Below are 22859 nucleotides of genomic sequence, written 5' to 3'. Positions count from 1 at the left end.
GAGGACTCGGCCCATGAGCTCCGAAGCGGCCCCGAGCTCGCAACCAGAGGCGAACTCACATACTGGATACGGCGTTCGGCCCATGGCTACCCGCAATGAACAATGAACCCGGCAACGGCCTGCAGATCGGCCTACCTGGGGAGCCACGTTTTCTGAATACAGCCAAAGCTGTACTGTCGGGGCATGGAGACGGTGACACACGGGCAGGTCCTCGCCCGGTTCGGCCACGCCCTGTCCGACCCGACCCGCGCCCGGCTGCTGCTCGCGCTGCGCGACTCCCCCGGATACCCGGCAGAGTTGGCCGACCTGCTCGGCGTCACCCGGCAGAACCTGTCCAACCACCTCGCCTGCCTGCGCGGCTGCGGCCTGGTCGTCGCCGCCCCCGAGGGACGACGCACCCGCTACGAACTCGCCGACGTCCGCCTCCGCCACGCCCTGAACGACCTGCTCGGACTGGTCCTCGCGGTCGACCCGGCCGCCTGCCCGGACACCGAGACGAAGAACTGCTGCTGATGAGCCTGCCCCTGCTCCCGCTCGCACCCGCCGGCCCGGCACCGGCCCGCCGGGCGGTCCTGACCCGCCGGATCCGGCTACTGGTCGCCGCCACGATCGGCTACAACCTCATCGAGGCCGTCGTCGCGATCAGCGCCGGCACGACCGCCGGGTCGACTGCGCTGATCGGGTTCGGCCTCGACTCCGTCATCGAGGTCTCCTCCGCCGCCGCGGTCGCCTGGCAGTTCACCGCCCGCGACCCCGCCGCCCGGGAGAAAACCGCGCTGCGGATCATCGCGGTGTCGTTCTTCGCGCTCGCCGCCTACGTCACCGTCGAGTCGGTCCGCGCACTACTCGGCGACGGCGACGCCGCGCACTCCACCATCGGGCTCACCCTGGCCGCAGTCTCCCTGGCGGTCATGCCCGGCCTGTCCTGGGCGCAGCGCCACGCCGGCCGCGAACTCGGCTCCCGCACCGCCGTCGCCGACTCCAAACAGACCCTGCTCTGTACCTATCTGTCCGCGGTCCTGCTCGCCGGCCTCGGCCTCAACAGCCTGTTCGGCTGGAGCTGGGCCGACCCGATCGCCGCGCTCATCATCGCCGCCGTCGCCGTCAAAGAAGGCCGCGACGCCTGGCGCGGCGACACCTGCTGCACACCGCTCACCACCACGGGTGACACCTGCCAAGACGGCTGCTGCACCCCACACCAGCACTGACAGCAATACCAGCCGCAGCCACACCCGCGACGCGGCCGAGACACGGATACCGATGGCTCCCCAAATCGCCGGCATCGATCATGCCCGTCGTCGCGACACCGGCTCCGCCTGTCGCTGACAAACGGATCCCGTTCTCGGGGACCTAATCGGTCCTCGCTCCGCCGGTACGGGTCCTCGGGGTCCCGCGGTTCGCCGCCGCTGCGGCCTTGGTGGGCCGGGTCGAACGTGAGCGCCGGGATTCCCGGGCCGCGAGCCGGGACGCGTACTCGGCACCGATCTGCTCCTTCACGCTGCGCCCGGCGCGGACAGCACCACGGCGGGCTGAGGCGCCGCGGCCTCGTCGAAGCCGGCGGGCAGGTGGAGGTCGGGCGCGAGCCCGATCGGCCCGCGGGTACGGTGAGATGCCGGATCTCCTGTTTTCACGCAACCTGGTTACCATTCGTAAGTGACTACGCAGAGATCCCGGTCGCAGTGGAACCACAGCGACGAGGCCGAGTGCAAGCGGGCCGGTGCGGCGCTGGAGATCGTCGGGCAGCGGTGGTCGCCCAGCATCCTCATCGCGCTGGCCCGCGGCACCGAGCGGTTCACCGAGATCGCGGCCGCGGCCACCGGCATCTCCGCGCGCATGCTCACCGTCCGGCTGAAGCAGCTTCAGGCCGCCCGGCTGGTCGAGCGGATCGTCGTGCCCACCACGCCGGTTTCCGTGCGCTACCGCCTCACCCCGCGCGGCGTCGACCTGGTCGCCTCGCTGCAGCCGATCGCCGGGTTCGTCCGGCGGTGGGACGACGCATAGGTTACCAAAGGTAACCCGGTTACCTCGTCGTTGCGGGCCATGCCGCCCGGTCGCGAGCATGGGGGCATGAAACTCGGCGTCATGCTGCCCGTGTCCGGGGTCCACGCGTCCCCGGCGAACATCGTCACCATCGCCCAGGCCGCGGAACGGCTCGGCTGGGATTCACTGTGGACCTACGAACGGCTGCTGCGCCCGATGGCCGGCGTGTGGCCCGGCCCGGACGGCACGCTGCAGCGCCTGCCGGAGCTCTACGGCACCACCTACGAGCCGCTCCAGACGCTCGGCCACGTGGCCGCGCTGACCAGCAGGATCACGCTCGGCACCAGCGTGCTCAACGCGCTGCTGCACACGCCGGTCATGCTGGCCCGCCGGCTCGCCACGCTCGACCGGTTCAGCGACGGCCGCGTCGTCGCCGGTGTCGGGCAGGGCTCGCTGCCGCAGGAGTTCGCGACCGCGAACGTACCGTGGAAGCGCCGTGGCGCCGGCCTCGACGACATGGTCGCGGCGATCCGGGCCGCCTGGGGACCGGACCCGGTCGAATACGACGGCCGTTTCTACACGATCGAGGCCTCGGAGATCAATCCCAAGCCGGTACGCGGGCGCATCCCCATCGTGATGGGCGTCAACACCGAGGCCGGCGTGGACCGGGCCGCACGCATCGCGGACGGCATCATGCCGGTGGCGTTCTCACTGGACGCGATCACCGCGCAGACCGCACGATTCCGGGCCGCCGCCGAGCGCCTCGGCCGCGACCCGGCCGCGCTGACCGTGACCGCGCAGTCCAACACGCCAATAACCCGCCAGCCGATGCCCGGCGACCGCCCGTTCCTCGGCGGCACCCCCACCCAGATCGCCGCGGACATCGACCGGCTCCGGCCGCACGGCATCACCGCGGTCTCGTTCGCGATGCCGCCCACCGACCCGATCGACGTGCAGATCGAGATGCTGGAGGAGCTGCGGAAGCTCGTCTAGCGTCCTGAGTCGTTAATGCGGTTGCAGTAGCCATAGGGACACCCCCTGACGAATGATGCGGCCCGATCGGCAGCGTGCCGGTCGGGCCGCTTCGTGCCGCGGCCGACTATCGTCGATGGCGATGGACACGCGGCGCACGGCGTTCTCGCTTGACGACGCCCAGGTGCGCGGCCTTCAGGTCGGCGACGGGAATGTCCAGCAGTCGACCAAGATCCGATGCCCCGACCAGGGAGCCTCGCCCGTGCTGTCTTACCCCGCCACGATCTCGTTGTCCACCCGCACCCTCAACCACCTCACCGGCCATATCCGCCGCCACCGCCACCAGCAACGATCCCGGTGGCGGCGGCTGACACCCCGCGACCAGGCCCTTCTCGCCCTGGCACACCTGCGTAACGGGGACACCTACACCCGCCTGGCCGCCGGATTCGGTATCGGGGTCACGACCGCCTGGCGCTACGTCCAGGAAGCCATCGCCCTGCTCGCCGCCGCCGCACCCGATCTGGCCACCGCCATGGACCGGATCCGCCGGTACCCGTACGTCATCCTCGATGGCACCCTGATACCCATCGACCGGGTCGCGGACCAAAAACCGTACTACTCCGGAAAACATCACCGGCACGGCATGAACACCCAAACGATCGCCAGCCCACAAGGCACATGGCTATGAGCTCCTAACACGATCTGCTGAATCGATGTTGATCAGCGAGTCGTGGACAGTTGGGTCTCGTTCGGTACGGCGTGAGTGCGCCGTGGGTGGTCGATGACGAGTTGTGGGCGTTGATCGAGCCGTTGCTGCCGCCGTGGCCGGAGAGGTCCCCCGGGCCGCGCCCGGTCCCGGACCGGTTGTGCCTGCAAGGGGTGTTGTACGTGCTCTACACCGGGATCGGCTGGGAGGACCTGCCGCAGGAGCTGGGGTTCGGGTCGGGGATGACGTGCTGGCGTCGGCTGCGGCGGTGGACCGACGCGGGTGTCTTCGACCGGCTGCACCGGATCCTGCTCGCGGAGCTGAACGCGGCGGGCCGCATCGACTGGTCACGGGCGGTCATGGACGGCGGTCACGTCGACGCGAAAAAGGGGGTCCCGGCACAGGTCCGTCGCCGGTCAACCGCGGCAAGCCCGGCAGCAAGCACCATGTGATCACCGACGGCGAAGGCACACCGCTGAAGGTGATCACGACCGGCGGCAACATGCCGGACATCAGCATGGCCGTCACGCTGCTGGACTCCGTGCCCCCGATCGCCGGCCGAGTGGGCCGGCCGCGGTTCCGGTTCCCGGTCCTGCTGGCCGACAAAGGCTATGACAGCAAGGGATTCAGGGCCGAGTGCCGACGACGCGGGACCGAGCCGATCATCCCGCAACGCGGCCGCAAGCACATCAAAGGCCTCGGCCGGCTGCGCTACGTCGTCGAACAGGGCATCGCCCTGCTCCACCAGTTCCGCCGCCTCGCCATCCGCTGGGAACGACACCTCGACCTCCACGAAGCATTCGTCAGCCTCGGCTGCGCCCTCATCTGCTGGCGACGCTTGATCAAATAGCCCATACCGAGATCGTGTTAGGAGCTCTATGGGCCTCACCCGCCCTGCCCGGCGGCGCCCACGACCTCACCGCCGCCCGCACCCACGGCATCATCGACGCCCTCGCCAGCGCGAACATCACCGTCCTCGCCGACAAGGCCTACCTCGGCGCCCCCGACAACGTCCTCGTCCCCTACCGCGGCAGCCGCTGGCGCAAACTATCGACCGGAGAGAAAACCGCCAATAAAGGACACGCCCGCCTACGAGCCATCGGCGAACAAGCCAACGCCACCCTGAAGCAATGGAAGATCCTGACCAAACTCCGCTGCAGCCCGCACCGCACCACCACCATCATCCAAGCCATCCTGGTCCTCGACCACATCGACGCAGGCCACACACCAGGATGAAAAAGGCTCCTTGGACTACGACGTCGGAATTCGACGGGTGATATGCTCGACAAACGCGATCGAGTCGTTGAATGCCCTACCGGCATGCTGTCCGGGCTTGCAGTCATTTCCCGAGCGAGCAGGCCGCCATGAATGCCTGCATCTTGTGACCCGCAGCGTGGACTCGACAGGGTCCGGCCGCGCACGATGGACGATGCGCTGGAAGCCGGTCATCGATGCCTTCGCCATCGCCTTCGGTGACCGCTGGTCGGCCGCCTGAACATACTGACCGCAAAGCCGGAACACCAATCGCGACACGGACACCCTCTGCTCTGCAGATACCCATACCCGCACTACGGCGCGCGTCGCGCGGTCGCCGCGAGACGGGCCGCCCTCGCGCCCCTGGAGCGACCCGAAGCCGACGGGGGCAGGGGGGTCGATGACGGCTCCCATGTGAGCACAGAAGCCCGTTCGCATTCATCTCAGATGGCGCCTCGGCCACGCTCGTCAGAGGGTGTTCAAGCATGGGCGATAGTACCGTACACATCGGACAGAGGCCAGACAGTCTCGGCTTGCAGGTCGAGTTGACTTTTATCCCGAACTCTCCGAGGATCATGTCCGCAACACGAAGGGCACCTTCGATGCGTGCCCCTCAAGTTTGCCATGGTGATCCGTGTACCGCGGATCGCCGTTAACGGTTCTGCGGTGGAAATCCTGCCGCTCCCGAAGCTGGAGGACACGTGCTGGAAAGCAAGGGTCTGAACAAGGCCGAGAGTCGCCTTGCAGGCGTTATTGCCGGTGCTGCGGTTGCGGTTGCTGCGGCGTGGCTATTCGCGCCTGGAATGGCGGCGGCCGCCGAACTGACGCCGATCGCCAGCGGGTCGGCTGTCGCGCCGGAAAACGCCAACGTCACGATCGACGGCACGATCAAGCCGGGCACTGTCTCTCCGCTCACCGTCACGAATGTCGGTGGGGGAACCTGGAGTTACGGCTCCGTCTACGCCATCATCCCACCGAAGACGTGCTACTCCGACTACGTCCACAACTCCCTCTACCACAGCTCGACTTCGGTCATGGGCGACGTCGTTGACAAGGTGTTCGCCAACGCGACGTACTGGAGTGAGACGTCCATCGGCGGCGGGGCCGGCTACACCTGTTACGCCTACTGGGGTACCTACTGACGGGTTGAGTCGCTCCAATGAGCGACGCCCGACTTCGCAGAGGTTCTCTGGCGCAGGTTGACTGACTCTAACCTGTGCGGCCGTGATGACTCTCTGTCGAGTTCGGCTCAGTGAAAGCAAGGGCAGCGAGTCCGGTCCGAAGTTCTGCTCCGCATCGGACTCGAGTCCTAGAACAAACGAGGGACACGCAGCGGTGAAGACGGTACTACTGGTCCTGTCCATCGTAGGACTTGTTGCGGTTCCTTCGATCCTGGTCGTTGATGCGGCCTTCAACCGGGAGGCCGAAGCGCGGGTGGCAGCCACGAGTGCCGGAACGCGGTTCGGGTGGCCGCTGGACCCCGCCGCCGGAAACCCCGACGATGCGCTGCGAATTCTGACCGAGGCCGCCGACGGCACCGGGACGAACGTCATCCGTACGTCCGTCGGTATCGGTGCGGCGGGACGGTCTGAGATCACGCACTATCTCTACATCGCCGGTGCCGGTACACGCCTGTTCGACCGGTTCGACCTGACCGCTGGTCGGTGGCCCACCCGGGAGGAGACCCGATCCGGGGCGATGGTCGTGTCGTCGATCGACAACTCGCGGCCTACCGTCATCGGCGAGCCGGCAGTATTCGCGAATGCCTACGATCTGACGTTCGCGCCGTTCGGGCAGGCGCTCACCCGGCTGCCAGCGACAGGGACCTACGTGATTGAGTCTCATGACGAGGCTGACGTGCAGCGGTTTCTCGGCATCGTGCAGCACCGGCTGGCCGAAGTTGGGGTCCCCGACCTGACCCTCGATTCACTCCGAGCTGTCGGCGCGGAGGAGAACCTCACCAGCGATACATCCATGTCACTGTTGGCGTACAGTTTCGCGCCCATTGTGTCGTTGCTGTCGGCGATCGCCGTGTTGAGAGACGGCAGGCGGATCGGTGTGATGCGGTTGTCTGGGTACTCGGTTGCCCGGATCTGGTTCGTCGTGACCGGCTGGCGGCAGATGACTGCGGCCGCCGTCGGTACCGCCGCCGGCGCGGCGGTACTGGTGTTCGTGCCCGGCGTCGACTGGCCGTTCGCCCGCAACCTCATCGGGGCCCTGGCCGCCGTTATCGCCGCCAGCGCGATCGTCACAGTGACGATCGGATTCGCCATCATCAGCCGCGTCAATCTCGGCGACATCGTCAAAGGACGTATTCAGTGACCACCGCAAACCATGCTCCTGCCCGCCGCCGGGACTCGGCCTCATACGGGTGGATGGTGACGGCTCTGGCCACGGCGCTGAAGGTCATCCCCGGCGTGGTGCTGGCGTTGCTCGTCGTGGCGGCCTGGAACGCCGTCGATGACCTACGGACGCAGCAGGCCTTGGTGGACGACTGGGAGAAGACCACCGACTACGGAGTGTTCTACCCCCATCTTGTCGGTGACGACCGGGAAGACTTTCGCGGTGGTGGTATCGCCATCAGTGCCGTCGAGGCCCGCGACCTGTATCCCGTTCTCGACGCCCAAGGCGGGCTTTATATCGACGCCAGCCAGTACAGGCAGGGGATTCCGCCAAGTACGGCGCTGCCGACTGCGTCGATTCGAGTAAATACCAACTACCTGGACCGGTTCCCGATCCTCGACGAGACCGGAGAACCAATTGTGGTCAGCCCGGACGAGCAGGCGTGGGTGGTCATCGTACCGGCCCGGTACAGGCCTCAGGAGGCTGCGGTCCGGGCATTTCTGGAGGCTGCCAGAGTTGGTAATGGGACCATGGAAGGCGCGGTCCAGGGTCAGGAGCGAATTCTGAAGGAGCCGGTTCCCGACAGGTTCCGCACACAGCAGGTCACGATCATCTGGGCGGCCGACGGCCAGCAGGTATTCACGTTCGACTCGACAGTAAGTCCGGACGCCGGCAGCACGGTGACCGACCCGATCGTCGAGGTGATGACCCGGCAGAACAGCCTTACCATCGACCGTCTCAACGTCGTCACCGGCAATATCAACACAGCGTTGAAGGTCCGAATCGACCACGACACCCAGGCCACCTTAGACCAGCTCGCCCCGACGCTGCGGGACCTGCACCTCGACGACAACCTTACGACCTTGGTGGTCGCCAACGACGCCGTCCTGTCAAAGATAGCTTCACTACACAAGGGCATCGGGTGGTCCGTGGCCGGCGCCATAGCAGCCCTGGCGGTCATGGTCACCCTCGACATCGGTGTCGTGTCCGCTGTCAGCGCCCGACTACGCCGCACCTTCACCGTCCGTCGGCTGCACGGCATCGGGTTCGTCCGCACATACCGGGAGCTGATCATGCTGCTCGGCGCCGCGTGGCTGGCCCAAGCTGTCGTGGCCGTGGCCGTCCTGCACCAGCAGAACGCGGTCGCCACGGCCAGGGACATAGCCGCCCAGTTGGCCGGTGTCGACCTCTGGGCCGGCATGCCGAGACTGGCTGTGGTCTTGGTCTGCTGCCTGCTGGTCGATATCGCTTGCGTCGCCGTCGCTACCCTCACCGTCGAACGTCGCAACGCCGCCACGGCGCTGAAGGAGTTGTAGAGATGCCCACGCCTCACTGCGAACTGCAGAACGTGCGAAAGGCCTTCGGCGGCCGGGAGATCTTCACCGGCCTGAACCTGACCGTCGAGGAAGGCGAAATGCTGGCCCTTACCGGCCCCAGCGGATCCGGCAAGTCCACCCTGCTAAACATGATCGGGCTACTCGACGCGCCCGACAGCGGTCAGATCCGGATCCTCGGCGCCGACGCACCGAAGCCCCGGACCCGAGCAGCAAACAGGTACCTGCGCGAACACCTCGGATATCTGTTCCAGAACTACGCGCTGATCGACGACGCCACCGTGAGACAGAACCTCGACATTGCGCTCACCTACGCGAAGCACCAGACCCCGAAACAAGAGCGTATCGCCGAGGCCCTGACCCGGGTCGGTCTTCCCGGAACCCAGAACCGCCGGATCTACTCCATGTCCGGTGGCGAGCAGCAGCGCGTCGCGGTAGCCCGCCTGCTGCTCAAACCGTGCGACATCATCCTGGCCGACGAACCAACCGGATCTCTCGACGCCGAGAATCGGGACACCATTCTTGAGTTGCTCGTCGCGCTGAACAAGGCAGGCAAGACGATCGTTATCGCCACCCACGACGACACCGTCGCCGCCGCCTGCTCTCGCACTCTAATCCTCCCCCGCTAGGTAGAGATGCTTTCGTAGGCGCAACGCACGACCGGCGGTAGGTGAGAAGGGGCGCAACGACTGACCTTTCGTCGGAATCGGCTTAACATGATCTCCGCGTCAGTTATTTGGTCAAGCGTCGCCAGCAGATCAGAGCGCAGCCGAGGCTGACGAAGGCCTCATGCAGGTCGAGGTGTCGTTTCCAGCGGATGGCCAATCGGCGGAACTGGTGAAGCAGGGCGATGCCTTTCGACGACGTAGCGGCCGGCCGAGGCTTTTGATGTGCTTACACCCGCGTTGCAGGATGATCGGCTCGGTGCCACGCCGTCGGCACTCGGCTATGAATCCCTTGCTGTCATAGCCTTTGTCGGCGAGCAGGACCGAGAATCGAAACCGTGGCCGGCCCACTCGGGCCGGCGATCGGCGGCACGGAGTCCAGCAGTGCGACGGCCATGCTGATGTCCGGCACGTTCGCGCCGGTCGTGAGCACCTTGAGTGGGGTGCCTTCGCCGTCGGTGATCAGGATGCTTGCTGCGGCTGACCGGCGACCGACCTTGTGCCGGGTTCCCCTTTTCGCATCGACGTGACCGCCGTCCATGACCGGTCGCGACTGGTCGATCCGACCTGCCGCGTTCGGTTTCGCGAACGGGATTCGGTGCAGCTGGCCGAAGACTCCAGCGTCGGTCCACCGCCGCAGCCGCCGCCAGCACGTCATCCCGGACCCGAGTTCCTGGGGCAGGTCCTCCCATCCCGTCCCGGTGTAGAGCAGGTACAACACTCTCTGTAGGCACAACCGGTCCGGGACCGGCCGCGAGCCGGGCTACTTCTCCGGCCATGGCGGCAGCAACGGCTCGGTCAACACCCATAACTCGTCTGAGCCGCCTCGGATCTTCCGGAGAGAGAACCAACTAAGATCGTTTCTCTTCGGGGAGGAAAGAGGGAATGGTGATGGCGAGGCAGCGCAGGTCGTTCACTCCTGAATATAAGGAGCAGATTGCTCGAATGATCGTCCAGGAATCGCGAGCGATTCCGTCGACGGCGCGTGAGATCGGCGTGAACGAGCAGACTCTGCGGAATTGGGTGAACGCGTACCGGCAGGCGCACATCGGCGAGGAGCCGCCGCTGACGATTTCCGAGCGTGCCCGGCTGCGGGAGCTGGAGAAGGAGAACCGGGAACTCAAACTCGAACGCGAGTTTCTGGGAAAAGCCGCAGCGTTCTTCGCCAGCGAGTATCGGTAGACGCTCGGTATGAGCTGATCGACGCGGAGAAACGCGCCCTCGGGCCGGACGACCGGCCCAAGTACACCGTCACGCAAATGCTGACCTGGCTCGGCGTTTCAGTTCCGGCTATTACGAATGGCGGCGCCGGCCGCAATCAGCGACCGCTGCGCGGCGGGAAAAACTGAAACAACTGGTCACGGCGGTTTTCGAGATGTCTGACGAGACCCAGGGCCCCGGCAAAGTCGTCAGCTGATGCCGAGTAATGCCAGTGGGCGGCTGCTGTCGCGGGCGTGATGGCGGATGGCGGCTGCGATGTTGGTGGTGCCGGCGATGCGCAGGGCGCCGATGGCGGCGTTGCGCAGAGCGGCCATGATCTCGGGAACGGTGCCGGTGCGGATTTGGCTGCGGTCCTCGTCGAAGGCGACGTCGCGCACCCAGTGGATCTTGTTCTCGATGGTCCAGTGGCCGCGGATCCAGGCGGCCAGTTGCGCTGGTTTCGCTTGGTGCACGGGCAGGTCGGTGATGGCGTAGACGGTCTCGGTGGTGAAGCGTTTCGGCTGGTCGAGGCGTCGTCTGCGGCGGCGGACCTGCAGCGCTTGGGTGGCGTGCGGGAAGTCGATGCCGGTGGAGATCGTCAGAATCTTCAAAGTGCGGATCTCGCGGCGGCCGTGGCCGCGATCGGTGTCGCGGATGGCGTCCGGGACCGCCCGCCAGGGTAGCCCGGTGAGCTGTCGGTGCAGGTAGGGCTGGTTGCCCTTGACGGTCATGATCCAGTTGGCGCCGCGTTCGGCGAGGTAGTCGACGTGTTCGCGCTGGCAATGCAACGCGTCGGCGGTGATCACCGTGTCGCGGAGGTCGCCGATCTGGTCGAGCAGCGGGGCGAAGCGAGTGATCTCGTTGGTCTTGCCATCGACGTCGGTACTGGCCAGAACCACTGCGCTGGTCTGGTCACAGGCTGCGAGAACGTGCCGGGCGGCGGTACCGGTGGTGCGAGAGCCGCGCAGCGTCTTGCCGTCGACCGCGATCGCCTGCCGTCCCGCAGAGATGCCGGCCGAGGCCCGACCGGTGAGCCAGGCGCCGATCGCCGCGGTCAGCAAGTGCGGATCCATCGCCTGCAACAGCCGGCGGATCATCGCTTCGGAAGGCCGCCGATCCGGAGCGATGCCCAGAGCGAGAGCCGTCGCGTCCGGGACATCAGCGACCCATTCGGCGATCGCGGTGTAGGAACGACAGCCGGCGACCACGGCGCCTACCGCTGCGACTACTACCACCGTCAGCCGGTGCCGGACACCTCGCCGGGCGCGGGGATCAGGCAGACCGGCAAGCGCCGTCACCAGCCCGCCAGCGGTTTCGGCCACGGTCAGAGCCGGTGCACAGGACAAAGAGGAGATCAGCGATGATGGCAGCGCGGGCATGACTCACTTCGGATCGATCACCATGGCGTAGAGAACCTTGATGATCTTCTGAACCGGTCATTCCCGTCTTGCTGCCGCCAGCAACGGCGCTTCTACCCCGAACCGCTCAAGTCGGACACCGTCACGACTTTGCCGGGGCCCTGGCCGCTACCGGAGCCATCCTGCACCAGCAGGCTGACGAGAACCTATTAGATTAGTGCGTTGCTCAGTTCCGTTCGTAGAGAGGTTCTAGGATTTCGCCATGACACTGCGCGAGCGCGCCTTGGCCACTATGACCGAGCGGTTTCCGCTCGTCTCGGAACGGTTCCGGCAGACGTGGGGATTGCAGCTGCCACGTCATGTCGCGGTGTTCGCCGCACTGGCAGCCAGCGACCGCACCGCTCTCAACGAGGTCGGGCTCTCTCCGTGGGGAGTCACCGATTACTTCAGTGACGGCGGCCTCGACATGGTCGGCCGCGATGGACTCGATGAACGCCTGCACGCTCGCTATCGCTGCGACCCGGCAGAATTCATCACCGTTATAAGCGGTGACACCGACGGGCTGCACTATGGGCTCTGGTTCGACGATCCCGCCGAATTGCCCACGCTCATCGCCTACAACTACGCCAGGGACTCAGCGGAAACCTGGGTATCCTCCGCACCGAGTCTGGTCGCAGCGGTGCACGAGAGGGTGGACCGCATCCTCGCCGACTACGGCGACGAGCCGGAGGAAGTCGGCCGCGTCAGACCCCTAATCGAGGCCATCGAATGGTTTACCGCCGCCGACCAGGATGCGTTACGCCAGGACGGGATGCCCCGGGCCGCTCCGACACCGAGGTCCTACCTCGCGACATCCTTGCTGCCGCAGCTGCCGTCCCACAGCGGTGACCCACAGGCAGCTCCCTCTACTTCCCGTCTGGATGCCTTCCGGAACGACCAGGAGCAGGCCTTCGCGTGGATAGCCGAGGCCAATCACGAGCTGGCCGCGGGAGAGCCTGCGCTCGCGCTCGCCATCGGCAGCGAACTGCACTGGCTAGACCTCGACGACTACCGACAGGCCGGCTTGGACCTGCTCGTCGGGGCCTATCGCATGCTTGGCCGGAACGCCTTCGCCGAGATCGCCACGGTGCACGCGGCCCACCGCGACCTCAGCTCCGTCCAGGTCCTAATTAGCCGCTGATTTCCCGGAGGCGGCGCTGTGGGCAAACAAGCTCGATCACCGTGCGACCTGTGGCGCGCTCGGCGAGCTTCAGCGTCTGCTCCAGGAGATCTCCGCAGGGCGCTCTCCCGCAGCCGGGGCTCTGCCTCTCGGCGGTCGTCATGAGGCTTGCTTCGACCAGGTCAGCCTGACCTTCAGATGGCAGCCGGTCCCGGCCTTGGCGACTACGGCGCCTGCTACGGCGCTGAGCGTCACGCCGAACTCGACGGTGCACTCGTCGGCGCCCGCCGGCCGCATCCTGTCGGAGATGTCGCGGCATGCCTGCACCACCGGGTCGAGTGCGGAGCGGAGCGTGCCGGTGAACTGCTCGATCGTGTCCCCGATCCGGCCCGCTTTGACCGGGCCCTCGGCCGGGGGCCCGGCCTCCTGCACGTATAGGTCGCTGCCGTCGTCGAGGGTGATCCGCATGAGATCGGGCATGCGCGGCTCCAGAGGTTGTGCGGGACGGCATTCCGCACAACGACCGTCCTGAAGATCGGCAACGCGCGGCCCGCGTCGCGGCCGCGGTCCAGCGGCGGCATCGTCCCCAACGACGGGCCGTACCGGCTCAGGGATTTCCCGGAGGCCGCACCGCTTCGGTCTCCCGGCGCCGTTCGGCCGGGCCGCCGGTCCCGGCCGCGACTGTCGCAGAGTGGGACACGGGCGTTGATCTGTTCGATGATCGCGTGCTGGCGGTGCTGGGCTTCGGCCTGCACGAGGGGCACTTTCCATCTCCGGGGTCCTGCCGGCTGGCTTCAGCGGTGGATCGAGGCCAGGGAACCTCGTCCGCTCAGCGGACGCCGGCTCGCCGCAGTAGCCGCTTCGCGGCACCATGCCATCCGTCGGACATGACGAGATGAAGGGACTGCATGGTGTCTGTATCGCGCTATGACTTCGTGGTGTGCGGAGCTGGATCGGCCGGATCAGCGGTGGCCGGGCGCCTGGCGGAGGATCCCGCGGTGTCGGTGTTGCTCGTCGAAGCGGGTGGCGACGACCGGGACCCGGCCGTCGTCAACCCGGAGATGTGGCCGCTGAACCAGGGAACCGAACGGGTGTGGGATTTCACCACTGCGCCCGACCCGGCGCTCAACGGTCGCTCGCTGCCGTACGCCATGGGCCGTGTGCTGGGCGGCGGTGGCAGCGTCAACGTCTCCATCTGGATCCGCGGGCACCGCGACGACTGGGACTTCTTCGCCCGCGAGACCGGCGATCCGGCGTGGGGCCACGACAACGTCCGCCGGCTGTTCGATCGCATCGAGAGCGGCCCGATGTGGGTGCAAAACACCCAGGACATTCATCCGTACGGCGAAGCCGTGCTGGCTGCAGCCGAGGAAAATGGCTTCCCGCGGTATGCCAATCCCAACGGGGCTCTGATGAACTCCGAACGAGGGACCGCGCCGCGTCAGGAAATCATCCGGGACGGGCGCCGCCAATCGCCGTACCAATCGTATGTGGCTCTGCGGCCCCGCCCCAACCTGACCGTGTTGCACGACGCACTGGTCACCGAGGTGCTGTTCGACGGCAACCGCGCCGTCGGCGTCAAGGTACGGCACGCCGGCCAGAACCTCGACATTCACGCCTCGGCCGAGGTGGTGCTCTCACTCGGCGCGGTCGGTACGCCGAAGGCATTGATGCTGTCCGGCGTCGGCGAGGCAGCGCAGCTGCGCGAGCACGGCATCGGCGTACGGGCGCACCTGCCGGGCGTCGGGCGCAACCTCAACGACCACCCGGTGCTCGCCCACGTCTGGCACGCCGCGGACGGCGCGGACTTCAGTGGTCCTCTCGAGAGCCGAGCCGGGGTGTTCTGGAATCTGACCAGCGACGCCGGCGATCCGCCGTCGATCCTGTACGCGGTGCCCGGTGCACAGACGTCGCAGACGGTCGCGGCGCGTGGCGGGCTGCCGGAGCACGCGGCCACCTTCCTGCTTGGCGTGCGGATGCACAACACCGGCCAGGTCCGGCTTGCCTCGGCCGACCCCTCCGTCAACCCGATCATCAAGACCGGCTTCTTCACCGACCCGGCCGACTCCGGCAGCGTGCTCCGCGCTCTTGAGACCGCGCGGGCCATCGGTATGGCCCCTGCCCTGAAGCCGTTCCTGAAAGAGGAAGCGCTACCGGGCCCCGTCGGCCGCGACGCCAGTCTTGACTACCTGCGTGACGCGGTGCAGACCTTCTGGCACCAGAGCGGAACCGCACGCATGGGCCGCGATGACATGGCTGTGCTCGACTCGCGTCTCCGCGTGATCGGATGCGAGGGACTGCGGGTGGCGGACGCCTCGGCGCTGCCCCGGGTGACGGTCGCCAACACCATGGCGCCCAGCGTGCTGGTCGGCGAACAGGCAGCGGAGTTCATCCGGTCCGACCACGGTCTGTCCGCCGGACCGGAGGTCAGCTCGGCGACACCATGAGGCTCTGCAAAGAGGCCGCCGCCCGGTGCACCATCGGGGCGAATCGGTCCGTGGACCGCGGGTCCACGGACGCGATCTGCAATGCCGCTCGTCGCCCGGACGGCAGGAGAACCGGGACGGCGTAGCAGGTGAAGCCCTCCTGTACCGCGCTGTGATCGGAACTGATACCCGAATTGCGGTGCACCGGCGCAGTCGCCCTCCGGCCGGCGAGCACCTGCCCGGACGCGCTGAAGTCAGGCATGGGATCACCCGGGCGGTGCCCGACCGGCAGAGTCGTCTGGCCGGGCACCGTCTCCAGCACGAGGAAGAACGAGTCGTCCGGGACCACCAGCGAGGCCGTGGCCCCGGTGCCCGTCCGCAACGCCCGCAGCACCTCGGCCGCCGATTCGCGCAGGCCGGCGTACGGCTCGACCTGCCGCGCCAACCCCATCAGGCCGGATGCCAGCGACCAGTGCCCATCGACGAGTGTCACGGCGCCGGCCTCACGCAACTGTGCCAGCAACCGGTGCACCGTCGGCCGGGGAATCCGCGTGAGGCGGACAAGCTGCGCCACCTGGCCGTCCGGCGACGTCCGCGGCAACGCGTGGAGGAGCTGGAAGGCCCCTTCGAGTACGCCGCGGCCGGGCGATCTGGCCGGCGTGCTCTCTTCTGATTCCGTCACCACGCGCCTCCCAGCGACTGAAAGATCATGACGTTCCGGCAGCTGCTCGTGCCGCAACTAAGGGACGGTGTGTGGGCATGACCGGTTCGAAGATCGTCGTCAAGTTCCTACGCGGCCGGAGCCGCCGGTGCGGGCGCCGCGAGCGAGCAGGGTCTGCGGCTCGGCGGCGACCGTGCCGCCGTGGTGCGCGTCCGACCCGCGTGACGTCCCTCAGCCCGCTGCCGCCCGCTGCCGGAACCGCCCGGCGGAGATGCCGAACTCGCGCTTGAACGCGTTGGCGAAGGCGTAGGCGGAACCGTAGCCGCTGCGTGACGCGATGGCGGACAGTGGCAGGTCCGTGGTCTGCAGCAGGCGGGCCGCCACGGTGAGCCGCCACCAGGTCAGATAGGTGAGCGGCGGCTGCCCGACCATCGCGGTGAACCGGCGCGCGAAGGCGGCCCGGGACAATCCCGCCTGGGCGCCGAGCGATGCCACGGTCCACGGATCGGCGGGACGTTCGTGCAGAGCACGCAGCGATCGGGCGATCGTCTCGTCGGCGAGCGCGGCACACCACCCGGTCGAACGAAGTCCCGCGCTCTCGCTGACGCTCGCGCGGATCAGGTGCACGAACACCACATCCAGCAGTGCCGGAACGACCACGTCCCTGCCGTACGCGTGAGCGCCGAGCTCGTCGCGCAACAGCCCGGCCGACGTGTGCAGCGCCGGGTAGCGCTCCGGGTTCGCGGGCAGCGTCACCAGGCCGGGAAGATCCTGAAAGAGCGGATGTGGACGGGCCCGGTCGAGCCGGTACTCACCGGACAGGAACGTCGCCGGGCTCTCGCCGGCGTTCGCGAGGGTATGCGCCGTCCCGTGCGGGAACAGGACGGCGTCACCCGGACCGGCCGTGACAGCCGGCTCGTTCACGTGCAACCGGCCCGCGATGACCACATAGAAGCGGGCGCCGTCGGAGGCCGGGACACCCGACCCCCACGATGGATCGGCGGCAGCCAGCGACACGGTGGGACGACCCACCCGCATGGCGCCGATCAGGTCGCTGAGCAGGTCCATGGCAGGATCATCGCGTACCGGATCAGTGTTGCGGGTCCGGCGCCCAGCCCTTGATCGCGAAAGTGTCGCCGGATCGGACGACCTCGGCGGCGCCCGCACCTCCGAAGTGGGCCGGCACCACCAGACTGTTCGTCGCCGCTGCCCGCTCCAGCACGCGGCGTCGGCTGCGGACGGCCTCGGCCTGGTCCTCGCTGACGCAGATCTCGTGATCGGGTTCGATCATCTGGAGCGGGCTGTGGATCATGTCGCCGACGAACAGCGCCCGGTCCGTGCCGGACTCAAGCCGTACGACGGCCGAGCCCGGTGTGTGACCGGGGGCCGGCTCCAGCACGAGGTCGTCGTCGATGCGGTAGCTGTCGCCGCCCCACAGCACCACCTGCCCCGCTCGGTGCACAGGCAGCACACTGTGCTCGAACATGGCCGCGACGTCGGGCACCGAGTGGAACGGCGAGCGCGGGACATGACCGTTGACCGGGTTCCAGTACTCGAAATCGGCCTCGTGTATGAGGTACCGCGCGTTGGGGAAGGCCGGAACCCACCCGCCGCCGGCCGGCCGCGTGTTGCCACCCACGTGGTCGCTGTGCAGGTGGGTGTTGATCACGAGGTCGACGTCCTGCGGCCGTACCCCGGCCGCCGCCAGCCCGTCGAGCAGGACGGTGCCCTGACCCAGCCCGGTGTCGATCAGCACGGTGCGCCCCGCGCTGCGCAGCATCCAGGTCTGGACAGTCGTCTGCCACTCACCGGTGTCGGCGTTCACGAAGTCAGGCGCCAGCCAGGACCTGTGCCGCTGCCAGAGCTGCTGAGGAATCGACGGGAAAAGGACGTCGGTCGCGCCGAAGGCACCGTGCCACTCGACAACCCGGCAGACCTCGACGTCACCAAGAAGAAACTTTTGCACCCATTCAGGCTAGGCAGCAGCAGCGAGACGCGAAATGCTTCATCATCTGCCCTAACTAATCGAGCGTCTCAGGACTTCAGCATGAAACTTGTGCCGAACTGCGAACGTCCGCGGCCCGCATGGTGCGGGTCGGCGCCACGCGCGACAACGGGCCGTCCGGATGTCCGGACGGCCCGAGGGGACGGAGGTGTCGCTCAGCTGCCGTCGATGAGACCGATCGCGAGTTCGGGGCTGTAGGTGCCGGACGGGATGGTCGGCGCGGTGCCGCAGGGGCCGTCCGAGATGCCGGGGGTCTTGACCCACAGGCGGTAGTCCTCGCCGGTGGTGCCGGGCTGCGGTGCCGAGCCGAGTTTGCGCTGCGGTGGGTTGCACCAGGAGCCGGCGTGGCCGTTGCCGTTGCGGCTGGTGTCGATGACGAAGCCCGCGGTGTAGCCCTTGGCCTTCAACTGGGCGTTGATCTTCTCGGCGTGCTGGACGGTCTTGTCGGTCGGGTGGAAGTTCGACACGTTCAGGGCGAAGCCGCGCACGTTGCGGACACCGGCGTCGTGCAGGCGGGCCGCCATCTCGGTGGGTTCGCCCCAGCCGACGTTGCCGGCGTCGAGGTAGGCCCAGACCTGCGGCGCCTTGCGGCTCAGCTCGGTGGTGGCGAAGTTCAGCAACTCGTTGCGGACGGCGATCTGCTCGGGGGTCATGCATTCGGCGTCGCCGAGCGCGTCGGGTTCGACGATGACGACGGCGGGGCGGTCGCCGATGGCGCCGGCGAACGCGGACATCCACGCCTTGTACTCGGCGGGGGTCTTCTGGCCGCCACCGGAGTGCCCGCTGCACGCGTCCCGGCCCGGCAGGGTGTACGCGACGAGGACCGGCAGTTTCCCGGCCGCCGAGGCGGCGTCGACGTACTTGTCGACCGAGACGCCGATGTCGGTGAACCACTCGCCGAACCACTTGGCGATCGGCCGGGATGCGATCTCTGCGCTGATGCGCGCGGCCCGGGGATCGTTGCTGTTGGCGAGAGCCCACTTCGCCGGCTCGGAGTTAGGGTCGACGAAGAACCCGGACGTCTTCGCCAGCGGCCCGGCCGACGCGGGCGGCAGTGCGGGCGACGACGACGGAACCGGCGCCGACGGCGGTGCGGGCTGTGACGACGCCGGGGTCGACGGCGTCGGCGAAGGCGATGCGGGCTGCGAGGACGGGGCGGCCGCGGCGGCACCGTGCGCCTCGACCTCGTAGATTCTCGCGATCCGGTCGGTCGTCGAGAGCCGGATCCACCGGGCGGTCGCGGCCACGGCATGCTCGGTGACGGAGGCGGTGTTGCCGGTGACGGCCGCCGCGGTGGTCCAGGCCCGGCCGTCGGCGGAGAGGCTGATGGTGAAGGCGCGGGTGTTCAGGCCGGCCGCCTCGCCGCCCGCGCCGGCGTGCCGCACGACGATCTTCGTCAGCGCGGCACTCGTACCCAGGTCGATGTCGAGGGTCTTGGCCGTGCCGTCCGCCGAGCACCACTTGGTGGAGGTGCCCGCCACCGACCCGTCGACGGCCTTGGCCGGACCTTCGGCGGTCTTGCAGGATCGCTGCTTCGACGTCGCGGGCTTGCCGAGCGTGAGGCTGGCATCGGTCGTACCGCGCGGCGTGTCGTCGGCGTTGGCCGTGACCGCCAGGCCGATCCCCGCGGCGAGCATGGCAGCGGTCACCGCAGCGGTGACGTGCCAGCCTCGAACCTGCATTGTCGTTCTCCTCGGTATCTGGAAATCCCGACGAACGTACCGATCGCGACATTGGTTGTTAAGGGTGTTAAGAGATTCATAAATGTCGGCAGACCTTTGCACAGGAAAACTGCCGTGACCCGCTCTTCCGCTCGTGACCGGCGAGCCGATCCTGCCCGCCGCCGCCGACGACACCACGCTCGAACAGGCGGTCAGGACCTCGGCGATCTCGATCAACCACCCCGCGGGCACCTGCCGCGCCGGCGTGGACGACGCGTCGGTGGTCGATCCCACCCTGCGCGTACACGGCGTGACCGGCCTGCACGTCGTGGACTCCTCGGTCATGCCGACCCTGCCACGCGGCAACATCCACGCCCCGTCGATCATGATCGGCGAGCGAGGCGCCCACCTGATCGCCGACGCATAACCCGGTCTGTCCCGGCCACCCTGAGGACCGGCCGGGACAGTCCGCCTGCCGACTCGACCGAGGTGACGTCCGCAGCGTTCACCCATGTGGTCGCGCCGCACCAGGCCGGTGGCAGCGTGCACACGCTCCCGAGCGCGATCCGGCTTCGAGCTCGCGCCCGCCGCCGGTCGTGGCCGCCGGTCCAACCGGCGGTGCGCCTTCGTGGCGACCCGGTCCGGGCACGGCTGGTGCGGCCGGCCGGCGACGGGCTGTCCCTGGCTGCGCCCGACTCGGCTCGGGGTGAGTTCCCTCTCCCACAGCCAGTTCGGCTACCGCGGCATGTGCTTGCTGGACGTGTTCGGGTCAGAGGCTCTCCCCACCAGGTCTGCGCAGCATGGCGTCCGCGTTCCCGCCGATCAGCCGGCGGCGCAGCCACGCCGCGCGGGCGGCGATCGCGTCCCTGGAAATCGCGGCGGACGGTGCCACGACATCGAACCCGTGGAAACCGCCCGGCCAGACATGCAACTCACCGCGGCCGCCGGCCTGCCACAGGCGGCTCGCGAAGGCGACGTCCTCGTCCCGGAACGTCTCGGCCGAGCCGACGTCGATGAAGGTGGGTGGCAGGCCGGACAGGTCCGCGGCGCGGGCCGGCGCGGCGTACGGAGACACATCCGGCCCTCCGCGCACGCCCTCGCCGAGGAGCGCGTTCCAACCGGTCTCGTTGGAGCGGTCATCCCAGACGCCGATACCGCGCATCTGGCGTGCCGAGGGCGAGTCGTTGCGGTCGTCGAGCATGGGGCTCAGGAGCAACTGTCCCGCGATCGCCGGGCCGCCACGGTCACGGGCCATGAGGGCGACACCTGCGGCCAGTCCGCCACCGGCGCTCATGCCGGCGACGACGACACGCCCAGGGTCGACGTCGAGCTCGTCGGCGTGCTGCGACAGCCAGCGCAGACCGGCGTAGCCGTCCTCCACCGGTCCCGGGTGGGGAGTCTCCGGCGCGAGCCGGTACTCGACCGAGACCACCGCCGCACCCAGCGGTTCAGCCAGGTCCAGCATCTCCGGGAGGCCGAACCGGTAGTCGCCGACGATCATCCCACCACCGTGGATGAAGTAGATGACCGGAGCCGGGGTGCGCACGTGCCGCGGGAGGCACACGAGCAGCGCGATGTCCGGGTCCCCGGCCGGACCGGGCACGGTCCTCTCGCGCACGAGGTAGGCGCCGTCGCGGGACAGAACGTCGTCGGTCGTGGTCGGTACGCCGGGAACGGGCCGGCGCATCTCGGCGATGGTGTCCGGGCGGTACGCGTCCGCGGGGCGAATGCCGGTCAGCACGTCCAGGACCGGGACGAGCTCTGGATCGAAGGGAGGCGGGGGTCCGACCGGCTGTGCGGGGGACGGTGCGGTGTCGTGACTGGTCATCGGGGTTCCTCGTGGTCGGTGACTCATCGGGTGTTCCTACCGGTCGGGCGGCCACGATCTGCTCGATGCGGCCCGGCCGTCGGCTCATACGGTCGGGACCGTGCCGCCGTCGATGACGTACTCGGCGCCCACGACGGCCGAGGCGCGGTCCGACACCAGGAACCCGGCCAGATCGGCGATCTCCTCGGGCTGGGCGAACCGCCCCAGGGGAACCCCGCCGAGGGAGTCGTAGATCGTCTGCTTGGCGGCCTCGCGGGTGAGACCGTTGCCCTCGGCGATCCGGTCCACGAACCGCTCGTAGGCCTCGGTCTCGATGCCACCGGGGCTGATCGCGTTGACCCGCACGCCGCGGGGTGCCAGCTCATTGGCGAGACCCTTGCTGTACGTACGCAGCGCCGCCTTCGCCGCCGCGTACGCCAGCGACGCGTCGTACTGCGGTAGTTCCCGCTGGATCGAGGTGAAGTGCAGCACCACACCCGACCCGGCCGCGGCCATCGCCGGCAGGAGGGCCCGGTCGAGACGCACCGCCCCCAGGAAGTTGAGATTCAGTTCGGTCAGCCACTGCTCTTCGGTGATGACCGCGAACCCACCGGACGGCGTCGAGGCGCCCCCGACGACGTGCACGAGGATGTCGAGCGGGCCGGCGGCCTCGGCGATGCGGGCCGCCACGAGCTGCGCGCCCTCGACTGTCGATGTGTCCGCCTCGATGAACCGGTCGGGGCGGTCGTACCCGTCGGGCATCGTCCGGGCCGTGGTCCACACGTCGGCGCCCATCTCCCGCAGACGAGTGACGACGGCCTTGCCCGACCCCTTCGCCCCGCCCGTGACGAGCGCGTGGCGGCCGTCGAGACGGTCACGTTCCTTGCTGGACATTCTTCCTCTTCCTTCCGGCGGTTCGGCGGTGTGCGGTCCGGCTCAGGCCTCGTGGTTGGCGATGACGAGCTCGGCGACGAGGTCGCCGCGGAGCGTGAAGCGGTAGTCCAGGTCGGCGACGCCGCCGGGGAAGGTGCCCTCGAGACGCAGGGTCACCACCCAGTGGTCGTCGTCGACCCGCCGGGCCCCGATCTGCTCGGTCGTGTACTCGAACTCGGCGCCGGCGTCGCGCACGAACGCGTGCACCTCGTCGCGGCCCCGGAAGGTCTCGTTCTGGTCGACCACCACGACGTCCTCGGCGAGGAACGACGAGGCCGTGTCGGCGTCGTGCACGGTGCTGGCTGCGAGGAAGTCGCGGACTGCGGTCGGGAGGGCGTCGGAGCGGAGGCTGGTGTGTGTCATGTCGTCACCGTGCGGCCTCGCGAGGCCGGAGG

Annotated in this window: 23 protein-coding genes and 3 pseudogenes; 16 read left to right on the top strand and 10 right to left on the bottom strand. The window is 68.2% G+C overall.

Features of this window, described 5'->3' with window-relative positions; translation table 11 throughout:
- Window positions 1–183: 183 nt before the first annotated feature.
- The 12 genes and pseudogenes from J2S42_RS39185 to J2S42_RS39130 all read left to right on the top strand — a co-directional run bounded on the left by J2S42_RS39185 (window position 184) and on the right by J2S42_RS39130 (window position 9218).
- On the top strand, window positions 184–513 hold the full coding sequence (locus J2S42_RS39185) for an ArsR/SmtB family transcription factor (RefSeq protein WP_307247728.1): 330 nt from the start codon (window positions 184–186) through the stop codon (window positions 511–513).
- Window positions 513–1208 carry a cation efflux transmembrane domain-containing protein gene (locus J2S42_RS39180; RefSeq protein ID WP_307247727.1) on the top strand — a complete coding sequence of 232 codons (696 nt, stop codon included), beginning with the start codon at window positions 513–515 and terminating at the stop codon, window positions 1206–1208. The genes J2S42_RS39185 and J2S42_RS39180 overlap by 1 nt, the downstream gene beginning before the upstream one ends.
- Before the next feature lie 445 nt (window positions 1209–1653).
- Complete coding sequence (locus tag J2S42_RS39175; protein WP_307247725.1) at window positions 1654–2001, top strand: winged helix-turn-helix transcriptional regulator; 348 nt, start codon at window positions 1654–1656, stop codon at window positions 1999–2001.
- 66 nt (window positions 2002–2067) lie between these two features.
- Window positions 2068–2973 (top strand): LLM class flavin-dependent oxidoreductase, encoded by a 906-nt coding sequence (locus J2S42_RS39170; RefSeq protein ID WP_307247723.1) that lies wholly within the window; start codon window positions 2068–2070, stop codon window positions 2971–2973.
- Between the two features lie 241 nt (window positions 2974–3214).
- Window positions 3215–3628: pseudogene (locus J2S42_RS39165) on the top strand (transposase family protein); the annotation flags it as partial.
- Window positions 3629–3711: 83 nt separating this feature from the next.
- A protein-coding gene (locus J2S42_RS39160) for an IS5 family transposase (RefSeq protein ID WP_307247721.1) occupies window positions 3712–4508 on the top strand; the annotation gives its coding sequence in 2 pieces (ribosomal slippage) (window positions 3712–4042 and window positions 4042–4508; 798 coding nt in all).
- Between the two features lie 14 nt (window positions 4509–4522).
- On the top strand, window positions 4523–4894 hold the full coding sequence (locus J2S42_RS39155; RefSeq protein WP_370879350.1) for a transposase family protein: 372 nt from the start codon (window positions 4523–4525) through the stop codon (window positions 4892–4894).
- 10 nt (window positions 4895–4904) lie between these two features.
- Window positions 4905–5153 (top strand): annotated as a pseudogene (locus tag J2S42_RS39150) (transposase); the annotation flags it as partial.
- A gap of 460 nt (window positions 5154–5613) precedes the next feature.
- A complete protein-coding gene (locus J2S42_RS39145; protein WP_307247719.1) occupies window positions 5614–6054 on the top strand; it encodes a lactococcin 972 family bacteriocin in 441 nt (146 codons plus the stop codon).
- Between the two features lie 193 nt (window positions 6055–6247).
- Window positions 6248–7234 carry a hypothetical protein gene (locus J2S42_RS39140; protein WP_307247717.1) on the top strand — a complete coding sequence of 329 codons (987 nt, stop codon included), beginning with the start codon at window positions 6248–6250 and terminating at the stop codon, window positions 7232–7234.
- Between the two features lie 53 nt (window positions 7235–7287).
- On the top strand, window positions 7288–8571 hold the full coding sequence (locus J2S42_RS39135; RefSeq protein WP_307247715.1) for a bacteriocin-associated integral membrane family protein: 1284 nt from the start codon (window positions 7288–7290) through the stop codon (window positions 8569–8571).
- A 2-nt stretch (window positions 8572–8573) separates the two neighbouring features.
- Complete coding sequence (locus tag J2S42_RS39130; RefSeq protein WP_307247713.1) at window positions 8574–9218, top strand: ABC transporter ATP-binding protein; 645 nt, start codon at window positions 8574–8576, stop codon at window positions 9216–9218.
- Window positions 9219–9552: 334 nt separating this feature from the next.
- On the opposite strand, the pseudogene J2S42_RS39125 reads toward J2S42_RS39130, so the two are convergent.
- Window positions 9553–9999, bottom strand: a pseudogene (locus tag J2S42_RS39125) (transposase); the annotation flags it as partial.
- Between the two features lie 140 nt (window positions 10000–10139).
- Here J2S42_RS39125 and J2S42_RS39120 point away from each other — a divergent pair.
- Window positions 10140–10436, top strand: coding sequence for a transposase (locus tag J2S42_RS39120; protein WP_307247711.1), 297 nt, complete (start codon window positions 10140–10142; stop codon window positions 10434–10436).
- A gap of 227 nt (window positions 10437–10663) precedes the next feature.
- Here J2S42_RS39120 and J2S42_RS39115 read toward each other — a convergent pair whose 3' ends face one another.
- On the bottom strand, window positions 10664–11833 hold the full coding sequence (locus tag J2S42_RS39115; RefSeq protein ID WP_307247709.1) for an ISAs1 family transposase: 1170 nt from the start codon (window positions 11831–11833) through the stop codon (window positions 10664–10666).
- Between the two features lie 241 nt (window positions 11834–12074).
- Here J2S42_RS39115 and J2S42_RS39110 point away from each other — a divergent pair, with 241 nt between their 5' ends.
- On the top strand, window positions 12075–12992 hold the full coding sequence (locus J2S42_RS39110) for an ADP-ribosylation family protein (RefSeq protein WP_307247707.1): 918 nt from the start codon (window positions 12075–12077) through the stop codon (window positions 12990–12992).
- Between the two features lie 138 nt (window positions 12993–13130).
- On the opposite strand, the gene J2S42_RS39105 is transcribed toward J2S42_RS39110, so the two are convergent.
- On the bottom strand, window positions 13131–13451 hold the full coding sequence (locus tag J2S42_RS39105; RefSeq protein ID WP_307247705.1) for a CU044_2847 family protein: 321 nt from the start codon (window positions 13449–13451) through the stop codon (window positions 13131–13133).
- A 428-nt stretch (window positions 13452–13879) separates the two neighbouring features.
- On the opposite strand from J2S42_RS39105, the gene J2S42_RS39100 reads away from it, so the two are divergent.
- On the top strand, window positions 13880–15418 hold the full coding sequence (locus J2S42_RS39100) for a GMC family oxidoreductase (RefSeq protein ID WP_307247703.1): 1539 nt from the start codon (window positions 13880–13882) through the stop codon (window positions 15416–15418).
- Here J2S42_RS39100 and J2S42_RS39095 read toward each other — a convergent pair.
- The 4 genes from J2S42_RS39095 to J2S42_RS39080 form a co-directional block, all read right to left on the bottom strand.
- A complete protein-coding gene (locus tag J2S42_RS39095; protein ID WP_307247701.1) occupies window positions 15399–16136 on the bottom strand; it encodes a helix-turn-helix domain-containing protein in 738 nt (245 codons plus the stop codon). The two genes, J2S42_RS39100 and J2S42_RS39095, sit on opposite strands and share 20 nt — an antisense overlap.
- Before the next feature lie 153 nt (window positions 16137–16289).
- Entirely contained in the window at window positions 16290–17126 is an 837-nt protein-coding gene (locus J2S42_RS39090) for an AraC family transcriptional regulator (protein ID WP_307247699.1), read from the bottom strand.
- A gap of 22 nt (window positions 17127–17148) precedes the next feature.
- Window positions 17149–18024, bottom strand: a complete 876-nt coding sequence (locus tag J2S42_RS39085; protein ID WP_307247696.1) for an MBL fold metallo-hydrolase — start codon at window positions 18022–18024, stop codon at window positions 17149–17151.
- A gap of 194 nt (window positions 18025–18218) precedes the next feature.
- Window positions 18219–19745, bottom strand: a complete 1527-nt coding sequence (locus J2S42_RS39080; RefSeq protein WP_307247695.1) for a glycoside hydrolase family 6 protein — start codon at window positions 19743–19745, stop codon at window positions 18219–18221.
- A gap of 133 nt (window positions 19746–19878) precedes the next feature.
- On the opposite strand from J2S42_RS39080, the gene J2S42_RS39075 reads away from it, so the two are divergent.
- Window positions 19879–20151, top strand: coding sequence for a GMC oxidoreductase (locus J2S42_RS39075; RefSeq protein WP_307247694.1), 273 nt, complete (start codon window positions 19879–19881; stop codon window positions 20149–20151).
- A 342-nt stretch (window positions 20152–20493) separates the two neighbouring features.
- On the opposite strand, the gene J2S42_RS39070 is transcribed toward J2S42_RS39075, so the two are convergent.
- From J2S42_RS39070 to J2S42_RS39060, 3 genes are all read right to left on the bottom strand, one after another.
- The gene (locus J2S42_RS39070; RefSeq protein WP_307247693.1) at window positions 20494–21552 is read right to left on the bottom strand and encodes an alpha/beta hydrolase; all 1059 of its coding nucleotides are present in this window, start codon (window positions 21550–21552) and stop codon (window positions 20494–20496) included.
- Between the two features lie 84 nt (window positions 21553–21636).
- Window positions 21637–22425, bottom strand: coding sequence for an SDR family oxidoreductase (locus J2S42_RS39065; RefSeq protein WP_307247691.1), 789 nt, complete (start codon window positions 22423–22425; stop codon window positions 21637–21639).
- Between the two features lie 42 nt (window positions 22426–22467).
- Window positions 22468–22827: a nuclear transport factor 2 family protein gene (locus J2S42_RS39060; protein ID WP_307247690.1), complete on the bottom strand. Its 360-nt coding sequence runs from the start codon at window positions 22825–22827 to the stop codon at window positions 22468–22470.
- Window positions 22828–22859 lie beyond the last annotated feature (32 nt).

Origin of the sequence: Catenuloplanes indicus (assembly GCF_030813715.1) — a bacterium.
GTDB lineage: Bacteria > Actinomycetota > Actinomycetes > Mycobacteriales > Micromonosporaceae > Catenuloplanes > Catenuloplanes indicus.
This window is presented reverse-complemented; position numbering and strand designations above follow the sequence as displayed.